The sequence below is a fragment of the Cellulosimicrobium sp. TH-20 genome, assembly GCF_002105775.1.
In the GTDB taxonomy this organism is placed as follows: domain Bacteria; phylum Actinomycetota; class Actinomycetes; order Actinomycetales; family Cellulomonadaceae; genus Cellulosimicrobium; species Cellulosimicrobium funkei.
This window is the reverse complement of sequence record NZ_CP020857.1, coordinates 2343281-2358387: the sequence shown is the minus strand read 5'-3', so window position 1 is coordinate 2358387 and position 15107 is coordinate 2343281. Positions and strand designations below refer to the sequence as shown.

Sequence of the window (15107 nt, the reverse complement as noted above, 5' to 3'; positions counted from 1 at the left end):
CGGTCCGCTGGTGCCGCGATCTCGTGCTCGCCGGGTGAGCGATGCGGAGCCCGCCCGGCTCCGCCCAGTATCGCACAGGGGTGCGGACGAACCCGGGCGACACGCACCGCGCCCCGGGCCGCCCGTCCCGCCCGTCCGGGACCAACGTCCCGGGACCTTGTGAACATAGTCACAAGCGGCGTGTTTTCAGTACTCCTCGTCATTTCCGGCCCTGCTGATACGGCAGATTGGAACTACCGTCGGAGGAGGCGACCGGTCGCCCGGCCGTCTGCTCCGGCAACACTCCCCTACGCCGTTGTCCCTTCCCCGACCCGGTCGGGCCCCCCGAGGAGCGCACGTGGATGCCCTAGCCCTGGCGCGGTGGCAGTTCGCCATCACGACCGTCTACCACTTCATCTTCGTCCCGCTGACGATCGGCCTGTCGCCCCTCGTCGCGATCATGCAGACGGCGTGGGTCCGCACCGGCAACGAGCGCTGGCTGCGCCTGACGAAGTTCTTCGGCAAGCTGCTGCTCATCAACTTCGCGCTCGGCGTCGTGACCGGCATCGTGCAGGAGTTCCAGTTCGGCATGAACTGGAGCGAGTACTCGCGCTTCGTCGGCGACGTGTTCGGCGCGCCGCTCGCCATGGAGGCGCTCGCCGCGTTCTTCATCGAGTCGACGTTCCTCGGCCTGTGGATCTTCGGGTGGGACCGCCTCAACAAGAAGGTGCACCTCGCGTGCATCTGGGCCGTCGCGATCGCGACCAACCTCTCCGCGTTCTTCATCCTCGCCGCGAACTCGTGGATGCAGCACCCGGTCGGCGCGATCTTCAACCCGGAGACCGGGCGCGCCGAGATGAACGACATCGGCGCCGTCCTCACGAACAACACCCTCTGGGCCGCGTTCCCGCACCAGATCACGGCGACCTTCCTCACCGCGGGCACGTTCGTCACGGGCATCGCGGCCTGGTGGATGGTCCGTCTCGTGCGCACCCGCAAGGCGGAGAACGTCGAGCTCGCGCGCGACGTCTACCGCCCGGCCGTCACGCTCGGCGTCATCGCCATGCTCGTCGGCGGGCTCGGCGTCGCCGTCTCCGGCGACATCCAGGGCAAGATCATGTACGAGCAGCAGCCCGGCAAGATGTCGTCGGCCGAGGCGCTCTGCCAGGGCTCGGAGGGCGCCGCGTTCTCCATCCTCACGATCGGCGACCTGTCGAACTCGTGCGAGAACGTCAGGCACCTCATCGAGATCCCCGGTCTCGCGTCCTACCTCGGCACGGGCCACTTCTCCGGGCCGGAGAGCTACCTGCCCGGCGTCGAGGACGTCCAGGAGCAGATGACCGAGCGCTACGGGGACGTCACCGCCTCCGGCGACCCCGTCACGTACACGCCGAACCTCGCGATGACCTACTGGTCCTTCCGGCTCATGATCGGCATGGCCGCCGGCTCCGTGCTCCTCGCGCTCATGGCGCTGTGGCTCACCCGCAAGGGCCGGGTCACGGACAACAAGTGGTTCGCGCGCGTCGGCCTCATCGCCATCCCCATGCCGTTCCTCGCGAACTCGTTCGGCTGGATCTTCACGGAGATGGGCCGCCAGCCCTGGGTCGTCGCGCCGAACCCGACGGGCATCGACCAGATCCGGCTGCTCACCGAGCGCGGCGTGTCCACCGTGGTGAGCCCCGGCGTGGTGCTGACCTCGATGATCGTCTTCACGCTCGTCTACGGGGCGCTGGCCGCGGTCTGGTTCACGCTCATGCGGCGCTACGCGATCGAGGGCGTCCCGCTCACGGTCCGCGACGAGTCCCCGGAGGCCCAGGAGCCGCCGGACGAGGACTCCGAGTCCGCCGACCGTCCGTTGTCCTTCGCGTACTGACACGACGCGCCTGAACCCGCCCAGAAAACTCAGGAGACACCGTGGATCTCGCCGTCGTCTGGTTCGTGCTCATCGCGGTCCTGTGGACCGGCTACCTCGTGCTCGAGGGCTTCGACTTCGGGGTCGGCATGCTGCTGTCGATCCTCCCGCGCGGTGACAAGGAGCACCGCGAGAAGGAGCGCCGCGTCCTCATCAACACCATCGGCCCCGTCTGGGACGGGAACGAGGTGTGGCTGCTCACCGCGGGCGGCGCGACGTTCGCCGCCTTCCCCGAGTGGTACGCGACGCTCTTCTCCGGCTTCTACCTGCCGCTCCTGCTCATCCTCGTCGCGCTCATCGTGCGCGGCGTCGCGTTCGAGTACCGCGGCAAGATCCGCGACGAGGGCTGGGCGCGCCGCTGCGACGTCGCGATCCAGGTCGGGTCGTGGGTCCCCGCCGTGCTGTGGGGCGTCGCGTTCGCCAACCTCGTGCGCGGCGTGCAGCTCGACGCCGACCACCAGTTCGTCGGCGGCTTCTTCTCGCTCCTGTCGCCGTTCGCGCTCCTCGGCGGTCTCGTCACGCTGAGCCTGTTCCTGCTGCACGGCTCGGTCTTCGTCGCGCTCAAGACCGACGGCGAGATCCGCGCCCGCGCCCGTCAGCACGCCTCGGTCTTCGGCGTGGCCGCGCTCGTGCTCGCCGGCGGCTGGGCCGTCTGGGCCCAGGTCGCGTACTCGGTGCCCTGGACGTGGGCCGCCGTCGTGCTCGCCGCGGCCGGGCTCGTGACGACGCTCCTCGCGAACCGCAAGGGCTCCGAGGGGCGCGCGTTCACGGCGTCGGCCCTGACGATCGTCGCCGCCGTCGTGCTGATCTTCGGCTCGATGTACCCCGACGTGATGCCCGCCGTCGACCCGGCGAACTCGCTGACGGTGCACAACGCGTCGTCGACCGACTACACGCTCACCGTGATGACGTGGGTCGCCGTGATCCTCACGCCGCTCGTCATCGCCTACCAGTCGTGGACGTACTGGGTGTTCCGCCGCCGCCTGTCGACGAAGGACATCCCCGCGCCCGCCGGCCTGTCGCTCAAGAAGGTCCGCGAGGCGGCGTTCGGCGGGGCGTCCTCGGGCGGCTCGACCGGCCGCGGCCTGACCGACGGCGGGGGCTCCGGCTCGTGAAGCCGCTCGACCCGCGGCTCCTGCGCCACGCGCGGGCCGCGCGAGGGTACGTCGTCCTGACGGCGGTGCTCGGGTTCGCCACGGCGGCCCTGGTCGTCGCCCAGGCCCTCGTCCTCGCGTCGGTCCTCGCGCCGGCCGTCCAGGGGACGGCCGACCTGGCCGACCTGGGACCGCGGGTCGGGCTGCTCGCCGCCGTCGTCGCCGCGCGCGCCGGCACGTCGTGGGCGCAGGAGCGCTTCGCGCTGCGTGCCGCGACGCGGACCGTCGCCGAGCTGCGCGAGCAGGTCGTCACGCACGCCGTGGCGCTCGGCCCGCGGTGGCTGGCCTCGGGGCGCGGCCCCGAGGTCGCGACGCTCGCGACGCGCGGGCTCGACCAGCTCGAGCCCTACATGGTGCGGTACCTGCCCCAGCTCCTGCTCGCCGCCACCGTCACGCCCGCGACGCTCGCCGTCGTGCTGGGCCTGGACTGGGTCTCGGCCGTGATCATCGCCGTGACCATCCCCCTCGTCCCGATCTTCATGACGCTCGTCGGGCGCCTCACCGCGGGGACGTCGGAGCGGCGCCTCGTCGTCATGCAGCGGCTCGGCGCGCAGGTGCTCGACCTGCTCGCCGGTCTGCCGACGCTCCTCGCGTTCGGTCGCGCGCGCGGCCCCGAGCGGCGCGTGCGCGCGCTGGGCGAGGCCAACCGCCGCGCGACCATGGGCACGCTGCGCGTCGCGTTCCTCTCCGGCATGGTGCTCGAGCTCCTCACGACCCTGTCCGTGGCCGTCGTGGCCGTGGGCGTGGGCCTGCGCCTCGTGCACGGCGGCATGGAGCTCGAGCCGGCGCTCGCCGTCCTCGTGCTCGCCCCCGAGGTCTACCTCCCGCTGCGCCAGGTCGGCCTGCACTTCCACGCCTCGACCGACGGCATCGCCGCGGCCGAGCAGGCGTTCGCCGTCCTCGACGAGGACGCGCCCGCGCCGGGCACCGCGCCCGCACCCGCGCTCGCCGGGACGACGCTCGCCCTGCGCGGCGTGAGCGTGCGGGCCGGGGAGCGCGACGTGCTCGCGCCCGCCGACCTCGACCTCGAGCTCCGGCTCGGGACGTCGAGCGGCCGCGTCGTGGCCCTCACCGGGCCGAGCGGCGCGGGCAAGACGACGACGGCGATGGTCCTGCTCGGCCTCGTACGGCCCGACCGCGGCACCGCGACACTCACCGGGCCCGACGGCGACCGTCTCGACCTGGCCGACGTCGACCCCCAGACGTACTGGCCCCAGGTCGCGTGGCTCCCCCAGCGCCCCGTGCTCGCGCCGGGGCGGCTGCGCGACGTCGTCGCCGGCGGCCTGGACGTCACCGACGCCGACCTCGACCGCGCGGCGCGCACCGCCGGCCTCGACACGGTGCTCGCCTTGCTGCCCGCGGGCTGGGACACCGAGGTCGGGCGCGGCGGCGTCGGGCTGAGCGTCGGCCAGCGCCAGCGCGTCGCGCTCGCCGCGGCGCTGCTCGGCGACCCGGCGCGCGTCCCGCTCGTCGTGCTCGACGAGCCGACTGCGCACCTGGACGCGCGCGGCGAGCAGGTGGTGCTCGACGCCGTGCGCGCGTTCCGCGACCAGGGGCGCACCGTCGTCGTGGTCGCGCACCGCGCCTCGCTCGTGCGCGCGGCGGACGACGTGGTCGAGGTCCGCTCCGCACGGCTCGAGCCATCCCCGGCGAGCCCGGGCGCCGACCCGGCCGACCCCCAGGGCACCGCCCTGGCGGTCGGCGCCGCCACCTCCACGACCCCCGAGGGGAGCGTCCCGTGACCGGACCTCGCGCCCGCCTCGCCGCCGACCCGCTGTGGCGGGCGGTCGGGCTGCTCGACGTGCGCTGGCGCCGCGTCGTGTGGGCGGTCGTGCTCGGCACGCTCTCGCTCGGGAGCGCCGTCGGCCTCGCGGCCGCCGCGGCGTGGCTCATCGCGCGCGCCTCGCAGATGCCGCCGGTCCTCACGCTGTCCGTCGCGGTCGTCGGCGTGCGCGCGTTCGGCATCTCGCGCGGCGTCTTCCGGTACCTGGAGCGGCTCGCGTCGCACGACGTCGCGCTGCGCGGCATGGCGTCCCTGCGCGCCAACCTCTACACCGCGCTCGCGCAGGGCTCGCCCGCCGCGCTCGTCGGGCTGCGGCGCGGCGACCTGCTCGCGCGCGTCGGCGCGGACGTCGACGCGGTCGGCGACGTGGTCGTGCGCGCGTTCGTTCCCGCCGGGGTCGCGCTCGCCGTGTCGGTGGGGTCCGTCGTGCTCGTGGGCGCCTTCCTGCCCGCGGCCGGGGTCGCGCTCGGGCTGTGCCTGCTGCTCGCCGCCGTCGTCGCGCCGTGGCTCTCCGCCCGGTCGGCGCGCGAGGTCGAGGCACGCGGCGCCACGACGCGCGCGGCGATGACCGCCACGACGCTGGAGATCCTCGAGGAGTCCGGGCCGCTCGCCGTGTCCGGACGCCTCGGCACGCGCCTCGACGACCTGCGCGCGACCGACCGGGCGCTGGCCCGCGTGACCGACGACGGCGCCCGCCCCGCCGGGGTCGCCGCCGGGATCGCCGCGCTCGCCGTCGGCCTCGCCGTGCTCGCGTCGCTCCTGCTCGGCATCCCGGCCGTCACCGCCGGCACGCTCGCGCCCGTCGAGCTGTCCGTCATCGTCCTCACGCCCCTCGCGGTGTTCGAGGCGGCGAACACGCTGCCCGCCGCCGCCGTCCAGCTCCACCGCTCGCGGCAGGCCGCCGCGCGCGTGGTCGGGCTCCTCGACGGGCCGGCGCCCGCGGCCGGCCGCGCGCCGGCCCCCGCGCCCGGCGAGGCGGGCCGCGCCCCGGACCCGCGCACGTCCCTCGTGCTCGACGACGTCGCGGCCGGCTGGCCGGGCACCGGACGCACCGTCGTCGAGGGCGTGGATCTCGCGCTCGCTCCGGGCCGTGCGGTCGCCGTCGTCGGGCCGTCGGGCGTCGGCAAGACGACGCTGCTCGCGACCGCCGCCGGGCTCGTCCCGGAGGTCGCGGGGCGGGTGCTCCTCGATGGCGTCCCGACGGCCGACCTCGCGCGCGAGGACGTGGCGCACCACGTCGTGCTCGTCGCGGAGGACGGGCACGTGTTCGACACGACCGTGCTGGAGAACCTGCGCGTCGCGCGCGGCGACGTCACGACCGAGGAGGCCGAGGCCGCTCTGCGTGCCGTCGGCCTCGACCCGTGGCTCGCCGCGCTGCCCGACGGCCTGGAGACGTTGCTCGGCCCCGACGCCACCACGGTCTCGGGCGGCGAGCGCCGCCGTCTGCTCGTGGCGCGCGCGCTCCTGTCCCCCGCGCAGCTGCTGCTGCTCGACGAGCCCGCGGAGCACCTCGACGCCGCGGGTGCCGACGCGCTCGTGCGGCACCTCGTCGCGACGACGCGCGCCGCGCAGGACCGGCGCGGCGTCGTCCTCGCGACGCACCGGCTGAGCGCGCTCGAGGCGGTCGACGAGGTGCTGCTGCTCGGCGTCCCCGACGACGCGCCGGACGGCGCCCCCGCACGCGTCGTCGCGCGCGGGACGCACGCCGAGCTGCTCGCGCTCCCCGCCTACCGCTGGGCGCTCGACCAGGAGGCCCCCGCGGTGCGGTGAGCCCGCAGGGTCAGCCCTCGCCGAGGCGCGCGAGGAACAGCGCCTCGCCGACCGCGAGGTTCTCGATCTCGCTGGGCGCGACCGACTCGTTCGGCGCGTGGATGAGGCACGCGGGCTCCTCGACCCCGAGGAGCACGATCTCCGCGTCCGGGTACTGGCCCGCGAGCACGTTGCACAGCGGGATCGAGCCGCCCTGGCCCGCGGTGACCGTCTCGCGCCCGTAGGCGTCCGCGAGCGCCCCCGTGAGCGTGTCGAACACGTGCCCGCTCGTGCGGGCCGCGAACGGCTGCCCGACGGCGTCGCGCTCGACCCGTACGCGCACCCCCCAGGGCGCGTGGGCCTCGAGGTGCGCGACGAGCTTGTCCTGCAGGTCCTGGGCGTCCGCACCGGGCGGCACCCGCAGGTTGAGCCGGGCGGCCGCACGCGGCTGGATCGCGGCCGCGGAGCCGACGACGCTCGGCGCGTCGATCCCGAGGATCGTCACGACGGGCCGCGCCCACAGCCGGTCGGCGACGCTGCCGGTCCCGACGAGCCCGACGCCGTCGAGCACGCCCGCGTCGCGGCGGAACTGGTCCTCGTCGTACGCGACCCCGTCCCACGTGCCGTGCGCGACGGCGGGCGGCACGCCGTCGATGGTCGTGTCGCCGTGCTCGTCGCGCAGGCTCGCGAGGATCGCGACGAGAGCCGCGAGCGCGTCGGGCGCGGCGCCGCCGAACATGCCGGAGTGGATCTCGCCCTCGAGCGCCTCGACGTGCACGACGACGTTCGCCGCGCCGCGCAGGGTGACGGTGAGCGTCGGGAGGCCGAGCTCGGCGTTGCCGGTGTCCTGGACGAGCATCGCGTCGGCCGCGAGCGCCCCGGGGTTCTCCTCGACCCACCGGTCGAGACCGCCCGTCCCCTGCTCCTCGGAGCCCTCGACGACGAGCCGGACCCCGACGGGGAGGTCGTCGCCGCCGAGCGCGCGCAGGGCCCGCAGCGCGGTGAGGTGCGTGACGACGTTCCCCTTGCAGTCCGCGGCGCCGCGCCCGTAGAGGCGACCGTCGCGCTCGGTGAGCTCGAAGGGCGGGCTGGTCCACGCGGCGTCGTCGAGGGGCGGCTGAACGTCGTAGTGCGCGTAGAGCAGGACGGTGGGCGCGCCGTCGGGCCCGGGACGGTGGCCCAGGACGACCTGCGACCCGTCGGGCGTGACCTCCAGGCGCGTGTCGATCCCCTCCGCGCGGAACGCGTCGGCCACCCAGCGGGCGGCGCGCTCGCACTCGGCGCGGGGGTAGAGGCGCTCGTCGGCGACGGACGGGATGGCGACGAGCGTGCGCAGGTCGTCGAGCGCGCGCGGCAGGAGGCCCTGCACGGCGGCCCGCACCTCCTCGACGTGCCCGGTGGCGTCGGGTCGTGCTCCGGTGCTCGGCTGGCTCACGCGTCCTCCTCGGTCGTGGTTCCGGTGGTGGCGTCGGTGCCCTCGCCGCCCTGCTCGGTGGTGCGGCCGGGGTCGAGGTCGAGCGAGTCCACGTACGCGTCGAACGCGGCGAGCTGGTCGGGGCAGTAGACCTCGATGACGAGCCGGTCGCCGGCGAGGCGGCGCTCGTCGAGCACGGACGGCCGCAGGCCCGGGCCGGCGGCCCCGTTCGCCGCGCCGAGGTCGGCGGTCGCCTCGACGAGGGCGGCCGGGTCGGCACAGAAGCCGCCGCCGTCGTCGCCGAGGACGTCGGCGATCGTCTCCTCGCTGAAGGCGGTGATCCCGATCGCGGCGAACTGCTCGTGCAGCTCGGCCGCCTTCTGCTCGGCCTCGCGCGCGTCGCGGTTCGACCGCACGTCGTCGAAGACGATCAGCATGACGGCGCCGAGGGCGACGAGGAGCAGCGCGGCGGCGGTGTACGTGACCCACCGCTTCGACGAGACCGGCTCGGGCTCGTGCTCGGGGACGTGGGAGGGACGGGTCGTGGTCATGCCGCGTCGCCCTCCCCCGCCTCGTCCGCCGCCGCGAGCGCCGCGGCCTCGGGGTCCCTCCAGGACGGCTTGCGCAGCAGGTAGAAGAGCGCCGGGACGAGGATGCCGATGATCCCGAGGCCGCCACCGACGATCAGCACGTAGACGCCCACGTTCCCGCTGGAGAACTGCGCGGGCGGCACGAACCCGATGATCATCGCGGCCACCGAGGCGCAGAACCCGACGACGCACAGGAGCGTCAGCGCGGGCGCGCGGTAGCCGCGCGGGTGGTCGGGTGCCCGACGGCGCAGCCGCACCGCCGCGACGAACAGCAGCAGGTACATGACGAGGTACACCTGCGTCGTGATGACGGACAGGATCCAGTAGGCGCTCGAGACGTCGGGGATGAAGGCGTACAGGAGCGCGATGCCGGTCGTGATGACGCCCTGCGTGACGAGGATGTTCTGCTGCACGCCGTGCTTGTTGAGCCGCTGCAGGAACGGCGGGAGGTAGCCCTCCTCGCGCGCGACGGTGAGCAGGCCCTTGGACGGCCCGGCGAGCCACGTGAGCATGCCGCCGAGCGACGCCGCGATGAGCATGAGGCCGAGGATCGGCGTCAGCCAGCTCACGCCGAAGTTGGCGAAGAACGCGTCGAACGCCTGCATCACCCCGGCGGTCAGGCTGAGCTGGTCGGCCGGGATCACCCAGCTGATCGCGACGGCCGGGAGGATGAAGATCACGAGGACGAGCCCGATCGCGAGGAACATCGACCGCGGGAACTCCGTCGCCGGCCTGCGCAGGCTCGTCACGTGCACCGCGTTCATCTCCATGCCCGCGTACGACAGGAAGTTGTTGACGATGAGCACCAGCGACGCGAGCCCGGTCCAGGCCGGCAGCAGGTGCTGCGCGTCCATCGGCGCGGCCGACGGGTTGCCCTGGGCCAGGAAGACGACGCCGAGCACGACGAGGATCGCGGCCGGGACGAGCGTCCCGATGACGAGGCCCCAGCTCGACAGCCCCGCGACCGTCTTGGTGCCCTGGGAGGAGAGCCACACGCCCGTCCAGAAGAGCACGACGATGACGATCGCGACGTAGAGCCCGTTGCTCGCGAGGCTCGGGTTGATGACGTAGGCGAACGTGCTCGCGACGTACCCGAGCAGGCTCGGGTAGTAGAAGATCGTCATCGCGAACTGGCACCAGATCGCGAGGAACCCGAGCGGCTTCGACACGCCGTCCGCGACCCAGCGGTACACGCCGCCCGACCATCCCGACGCGAGCTCGGCCGACACCAACGACGTCGGGAGCAGGAACACGAGCGCCGGAACCACGTAGAGGAACACGGCCGCGAGGCCGTAGACCGCCATGGTCGGCGCGGCGCGCAGGCTCGCGACCGACGACGTGATCATGAACGCGAGCGTGAGCCACGTGATGTAGTTCTTCGGTGTCCGTGCCGTGATCGCCGCGCGCACCTCAGCGTGCGTCGGCGCGCCCGTGGACGTGCCCATCCCCCACCCCCGAAGCCGTGACCCCGCCAGGGCCGACCGGGACGGCGCGCGGACGGCGCGTCGTCGGAACACCGCGAACATATCGCCGCAACGCAGGTCGCGCCTGGGGAGTCGTCCGGGGCTCTGCCGGGGGCGCGGACCGGGCGCCGCACCCGCGCGGGTCGGCGCCGGGCCTGCTCAGAGGTGGCGCGAGGGCGGCTCGGTGGCGGCTCGGTGGCGGCTCGGTGGCGGCTCGGACGCGGTGATACGTTCGCGAGGCGGCCCGTCCCGCGCAGCGCGAGGGCCGTGACGACACCACGGACGACCCTCAGGAGCAGCGGTGAAGATCCTCGTGCCCGGCACCATCGCCCTCGACGTGCACGCGGGCCCGGACGACGAGGTCGTCGTGTACGACGGCGCGGCCCCGATCCGCCCCGAGGACGCCGACGCCGAGGTGCTCGTGGTGTGGGGCAGCTCCGCGGAGAACCTCGCCGACGCCGCGGCGCGGCTCCCGCGCCTGCGCTGGGTCCAGACGCTCGCCGCGGGCCCCGACGCCGTGCTCGCGGCCGGGTTCGGGCCGGACGTGACGATCACCTCGGGCCGGTCCCTGCACGACGGCCCCGTCGCCGAGCACGCGCTCGCGCTGGTCCTCGCCGTCGTGCGCCGGCTCGACGTGCTCGGGGCGGCGCAGCGCGAGCACCGGTGGGACACCGCGGTGAACCAGGCGCAGGCGGACCCGGCGACGGCCGCGCGCTACACGCTCGACGGCGCACGCGTGACCGTGTGGGGCTTCGGCTCGATCGCCGCCCGGCTCGCGCCGCTGCTCGCGGCGCTCGGCGCCGACGTGACGGGCGTCGCGAGCCGCCGCGGCGAGCGGGACGGCTTTCCCGTCGTGACCGACGACGACCTCCCCGACGTGCTCGCCTCGACCGACGTGCTCGTCTCGCTCCTGCCCGCCCTCGACACGACGCGGCACGCGTTCGACGCCGCGCGGATCGACCAGCTCCCCGACCACGCGGTCTTCGTCAACGTCGGCCGCGGCGCCACGGTCGACGAGGACGCGCTCGTCGCCGCGCTGCACGACGGGCGCCTCGGCGGCGCCGCGCTCGACGTCACCGGGTCCGAGCCCCTGCCCGCGGAGTCACCCCTGTGGGACGCGCCGCGCCTGGTCCTCACGCCGCACGTCGCGGGCAACCGGCCCCAGCGCGCGTCCGAGCTCGTCAACGCCAACCTCGACGCGCTCCGCGCGGGCCGCGAGCTCCGCAACGTCGTCCCCCGCTGAGGGGCGCTTCCGGGGTCTACCAGCGGCCGTTGCGGGGGCGCGGCTGGCACCGCGGGCACGTGTACGACGAGCGGTTCATGAACTCGTCGCGCCGGACGGGCGTGCCGCACCGGGGGCACGGCTCGCCCTCCTGCCCGTACACGGCGAGCGACCGCGAGAAGTAGCCGGACTGCCCGTTCACGTTGACGTACAGCGCGTCGAAGCTCGTGCCGCCCTGCGCGAGGGCCTCGGTCATGACCTCGGCCGCCGCGTCGAGCAGACGGTGCGCCTCGGGACGGCGCAGCGTGTCCGTCGCGCGGGCGTAGTGCAGCCGGGCGCGCCACAGCGCCTCGTCCGCGTAGATGTTGCCGACCCCGGACACGACGGTCTGGTCGAGCAGCGCGCGCTTGACGCCCGTCCGACGACGCCGGATCGCGTCCACCACGTCGTCGCGCCGCAGCGACGGGTCGAGCAGGTCCCGGCCGATGTGCGCGACCGGCGCCGGGACCGCGGCGAGGTCGGAACCGAGGCCGCCGGGGGCTCCGTCGGGCGTCGGGACGAGGTCCTGGACGGACAGGTGCCCAAACGTGCGCTGGTCGACGAAGTCGAGCGCCTGCGCACCGTAGGCGGTGCGGTCGTCGTGCTCCAGCACGACGCGCACCCGCAGGTGCGGCGAGCGGTCGGCGAGCGCGACGCCGGAGCGGACGAGGAGCTGGCCCGACATCCCGAGGTGGGCCAGCAGGGCGGCGGCGGGGCCGTCGACGGACCCGGCGGCGGGCTCGAGCGGGAGCCAGAGGAACTTGCCGCGGCGCACCGCGGCACCGAGCCTCTGGCCGAGCAGCTCGTCGCGGAAGCCCGCCGGCCCGCCCTCGTGGCGCCGCACGCTGTAGTCGCGCAGCACCTCCACGTCGACGACGCGGGCGCCCACGACGTGGCGGGCGAGACCGTCACGGACGGTCTCGACCTCGGGCAGCTCAGGCACCGGCGTCCTCGGCCGCGACCGGCGAGGCCGCGGACGCCGCCTCGCGCTCGGCCTGCTCCGCCGCGAGCGCGCGGTACGCACGCTCCGCGGCCTCCTGCTCGGCGTACTTCTTCGCCGTCCCGCTGCCCGTGCCGTAGAGGCGGCCGTCGAGGTGCACGTACGACGTGAAGACCCGCGCGTGGTCCGGTCCGACGGCGTCGCTCGAGTACGACGGCGCGCTCAGCCCGGCCGCGGCCGCGGCCTCCTGGAGCGACGTCTTCCAGTCGAGCCCGGCACCCAGACCCGCCGCCGCCGACAGCGTCGGCTCGACGAGCCCGAGCACGAGCCCGCGGGCCGGCTCCAGGCCGTGGCTCAGGTAGACCGCGCCGATGATCGCCTCGACCGTGTCGGAGAGGATCGAGTCCTTGTCGTTGCCGCGCGTGCGGATCTCGCCCTTGCCGAGCAGCACGTACTGCCCCAGGCCGAGCCGGCGCGCGATCGCGGCGAGCGACTTCTGCGAGACGGTCGCGGCCCGCATCTTGGCGAGCTCGCCCTCGGACAGGTCGGGGTGGCGGCGGTAGAGGGTCTCCGTGACGACGAGGCCCAGGACGGTGTCACCGAGGAACTCGAGACGCTCGTTCGTGGGGATGCCGCCGTTCTCGTGCGCGAACGACCGGTGCGTGAGCGCAAGCACGAGAAGCTCGGGGTCCAGATGGACCCCGAGCTTCTCGAGAAGACCGGATGCCGGTGCAGCCGGTGCCACGCGCCTCAGCCTGCGTGCTCGGTGCGCAGCGCCTCGGCGTACTGGCGGCCCTTGTAGGTACCGCACGTCGGGCACGCCGCGTGCGACAGCTTGTCGCCCTTGCACTGCGGGCAGGTGGTGAGGTTCGCGGCGGTCGTCTTCCACTGCGAACGACGCGCACGGGTGTTGCTGCGCGACATCTTGCGCTTCGGAACAGCCACGGCTAGCTCTCTTTCGTCTCGTCGGACACGTTCGAGGTGTCGAACATGCTCTCCAGCGCCGACCACCGAGGGTCGACAAGTTCGTGGGTGTGGCCCGGGTCGTCCGCCAGGCGCGCACCGCACTCGGAGCACAGCCCCGGGCAGTCCGCTCGGCACACCGGACTGAATGGTAGTGCAGTGACGACCGAATCCCGTAGCGCGGGCTCGATGTCCGCGAGGTCGCCGTCCAGCTCGTAGACGTCCTCGGCGTCCTCCAGGTCGTCGCCCGACTCCTCGGCGGCCTTCGCGCGCTCCGGGTAGGCGAACAGCTCGCCGAGCTCGACCGAGACGTCCTCGTGCACCGTGTCGAGGCAGCGCACGCACTCCCCGACCGCGCGCCCCGTCACCGTCCCGGAGACGAGCACGCCCTCCATGACGGCCTCGAGACGCAGGTCGAGCTCGAGCTCGCTGCCCTCGGGGATGCCGATGACGGCGGTCCCGAGGTCGGCCGGCGCGGGGACGGTCCGGCGGACCGTCAGCATGCTCCCGGGTCGCCGACCGAGCTCGTGCGTGTCGAGCACGAGCGGCGACGTCTTCTCGGCGGTGATGGTGCGCTCCAGGATCGGAGCCCGCAGGCGTGGGCGCCCGCGGACGGTGGTCAACGATGGTCGGGGGCCGGCGACCGCTCGACGGCGGCTGCCAGGCACGGGTCGACGCGTGACGCGACGAGCCAAACATCGATCTTACGTCACCCGACGCTGTGGTCGCCACCTTCGCGGTGGCGACCACGACGGTGGTCGCGCCCGGCGACCGGCACGCCCGTCAGCGGGCCGCGCGCTCCCCGCCGCGCTCGCGCATCGTCGCCGGGAACGGCGACTCGTCGGCGTCGCCGAAGCGGTCGCCGAGCCGGTCCGCGAGCTTCGCCCGGCCTGCCTGGACCTGCGCGAGGAGCTTGCCGAGGTCGACCTCGAAGTCCGCGAGCCGCCGGTCGCAGTAGTCGTCGGCGTCGCGCTGCAGCACGGCAGCCGCCTCCTGCGCCTCGTCGACGATGTCGCGGGCGCGCGCCTCCGCCTGGACCACCACCTGCTCCGTCTGCACGAGCTCGATCGCCCGGGCGCGCGCCGTCGTGAGGATCTCCTCCGCCTGCCGGTGCGCGTCCTCGAGCACGGCGTCCGCCTGCGCGAGCACCTCGTCCGCGTGCGCGAGCTGCTCCGGCAGCGCGCCCCGCAGCTCGTCCAGGAGCGCCAAGGCGTCGCCCTTGTGCACCAGCACCGACGCGGACATCGGCATCGTGCGCGCCGACTCGACGAGGTGCGTGAGGTCGTCGAGGATCGCGTTCAACCCGACCTGCGCCTCCTCGCCCGCGCGGTCCTCGTGCGTCGGCCGTCGGCCCTGCTGCTCGCTCACGTACCCGGTCCTTCCCGTCGTGCTCACCTGCCGGTCCCCTGCGTCCGTGCCAGCGCCGCCCGGACGGCGTCGCCCACCCCCGGCGGGACGAGGTCGTCCACCGGTCCCCCGTACCGCGCGATGTCCTTCACGAGCGACGACGCGACGTGCAGGAGCGCCGCGTCGCCCGCGACGAACACCGTCTCGACCCCCGCGAGGTGCCGGTTCATGAGCGCCATCGGCAGCTCCGCGTCGAAGTCGGCACCGCCGCGCAGGCCCTTGACCACCGCCGTCGCACCGACGTCGCGGCAGAAGTCGACGAGCAGCCCCGGCACGACCTCGACCCGGACGCCGTCCAGCCCCGCGTCCCGCACCGCGGACCGCGCGAGGTCCACGCGCTCGTCGACGCTCAGGAGCGCCGACTTCGACGCGTTCCGCGCGACGCCGACGACGACCTCGTCGAAGAGGGCGCGCGCACGGCGCACGATGTCGAGGTGGCCCAGGGTGATCGGGTCGAACGACCCGGGACAGACGGCTGTGGTCACCTCGTCA

Annotated in this window: 14 protein-coding genes; 5 read left to right on the top strand and 9 right to left on the bottom strand. The window is 74.4% G+C overall.

All coding sequences use genetic code 11. The features are described 5' to 3' along the window. Positions 1 to 337: 337 nt before the first annotated feature. Genes B8281_RS10360 through cydC form a run of 4 tightly spaced genes read left to right on the top strand, consistent with a single transcriptional unit; the run spans position 338 to position 6598 of the window. The gene (locus tag B8281_RS10360) at positions 338 to 1852 is read left to right on the top strand and encodes a cytochrome ubiquinol oxidase subunit I (RefSeq protein ID WP_061266797.1); all 1515 of its coding nucleotides are present in this window, start codon (positions 338 to 340) and stop codon (positions 1850 to 1852) included. A 41-nt stretch (positions 1853 to 1893) separates the two neighbouring features. Further along, on the top strand, positions 1894 to 3006 hold the full coding sequence (gene cydB, locus B8281_RS10355; RefSeq protein WP_085387659.1) for a cytochrome d ubiquinol oxidase subunit II: 1113 nt from the start codon (positions 1894 to 1896) through the stop codon (positions 3004 to 3006). Next, positions 3003 to 4787 (top strand): thiol reductant ABC exporter subunit CydD, encoded by a 1785-nt coding sequence (gene cydD / locus B8281_RS10350; protein WP_085387658.1) that lies wholly within the window; start codon positions 3003 to 3005, stop codon positions 4785 to 4787. Before cydB ends, cydD begins: the two co-directional genes overlap by 4 nt. After that, a complete protein-coding gene (gene cydC, locus B8281_RS10345) occupies positions 4784 to 6598 on the top strand; it encodes a thiol reductant ABC exporter subunit CydC (protein ID WP_085387657.1) in 1815 nt (604 codons plus the stop codon). The genes cydD and cydC overlap by 4 nt, the downstream gene beginning before the upstream one ends. 10 nt (positions 6599 to 6608) lie before the next feature. On the opposite strand, the gene B8281_RS10340 is transcribed toward cydC, so the two are convergent. Genes B8281_RS10340 through B8281_RS10330 form a run of 3 tightly spaced genes read right to left on the bottom strand, consistent with a single transcriptional unit; the run spans position 6609 to position 10026 of the window. Beyond that, positions 6609 to 8012, bottom strand: a complete 1404-nt coding sequence (locus B8281_RS10340; RefSeq protein WP_085387656.1) for a dipeptidase — start codon at positions 8010 to 8012, stop codon at positions 6609 to 6611. Beyond that, positions 8009 to 8542, bottom strand: a complete 534-nt coding sequence (locus tag B8281_RS10335) for a hypothetical protein (protein ID WP_051028284.1) — start codon at positions 8540 to 8542, stop codon at positions 8009 to 8011. Before B8281_RS10335 ends, B8281_RS10340 begins: the two co-directional genes overlap by 4 nt. Next, entirely contained in the window at positions 8539 to 10026 is a 1488-nt protein-coding gene (locus B8281_RS10330) for an APC family permease (RefSeq protein WP_085387655.1), read from the bottom strand. Before B8281_RS10330 ends, B8281_RS10335 begins: the two co-directional genes overlap by 4 nt. 319 nt (positions 10027 to 10345) lie before the next feature. Between B8281_RS10330 and B8281_RS10325 the strand changes: the two genes are divergently transcribed. After that, on the top strand, positions 10346 to 11287 hold the full coding sequence (locus B8281_RS10325; RefSeq protein ID WP_085387654.1) for an NAD(P)-dependent oxidoreductase: 942 nt from the start codon (positions 10346 to 10348) through the stop codon (positions 11285 to 11287). Positions 11288 to 11303: 16 nt separating this feature from the next. On the opposite strand, the gene mutM is transcribed toward B8281_RS10325, so the two are convergent. The 6 genes from mutM to coaD all read right to left on the bottom strand — a co-directional run bounded on the left by mutM (position 11304) and on the right by coaD (position 15100). After that, positions 11304 to 12248 (bottom strand): bifunctional DNA-formamidopyrimidine glycosylase/DNA-(apurinic or apyrimidinic site) lyase, encoded by a 945-nt coding sequence (gene mutM / locus B8281_RS10320; RefSeq protein WP_085387653.1) that lies wholly within the window; start codon positions 12246 to 12248, stop codon positions 11304 to 11306. Further along, positions 12241 to 12990 (bottom strand): ribonuclease III, encoded by a 750-nt coding sequence (gene rnc / locus B8281_RS10315; protein WP_051028283.1) that lies wholly within the window; start codon positions 12988 to 12990, stop codon positions 12241 to 12243. The genes mutM and rnc overlap by 8 nt, the downstream gene beginning before the upstream one ends. Before the next feature lie 5 nt (positions 12991 to 12995). Further along, positions 12996 to 13190, bottom strand: coding sequence for a 50S ribosomal protein L32 (gene rpmF, locus B8281_RS10310; protein ID WP_021482203.1), 195 nt, complete (start codon positions 13188 to 13190; stop codon positions 12996 to 12998). Positions 13191 to 13192: 2 nt separating this feature from the next. Beyond that, a complete protein-coding gene (locus B8281_RS10305; protein WP_163187270.1) occupies positions 13193 to 13711 on the bottom strand; it encodes a DUF177 domain-containing protein in 519 nt (172 codons plus the stop codon). A 280-nt stretch (positions 13712 to 13991) separates the two neighbouring features. Then, entirely contained in the window at positions 13992 to 14576 is a 585-nt protein-coding gene (locus tag B8281_RS10300; protein ID WP_081600119.1) for a hypothetical protein, read from the bottom strand. Positions 14577 to 14599: 23 nt separating this feature from the next. Continuing rightward, entirely contained in the window at positions 14600 to 15100 is a 501-nt protein-coding gene (gene coaD, locus B8281_RS10295) for a pantetheine-phosphate adenylyltransferase (RefSeq protein ID WP_043656374.1), read from the bottom strand. Positions 15101 to 15107: the final 7 nt, after the last annotated feature.

What these genes read in the sequence shown, in the direction of transcription:
- B8281_RS10335 (WP_051028284.1), bottom strand. Translation starts at nt 8,542, where the DNA reads ATGACCACGACCCGTCCCTCCCACGTCCCCGAGCACGAGCCCGAGCCG.
- B8281_RS10330 (WP_085387655.1), bottom strand. Translation starts at nt 10,026, where the DNA reads ATGGGCACGTCCACGGGCGCGCCGACGCACGCTGAGGTGCGCGCGGCG.
- B8281_RS10305 (WP_163187270.1), bottom strand. Translation starts at nt 13,711, where the DNA reads ATGCTGACGGTCCGCCGGACCGTCCCCGCGCCGGCCGACCTCGGGACC.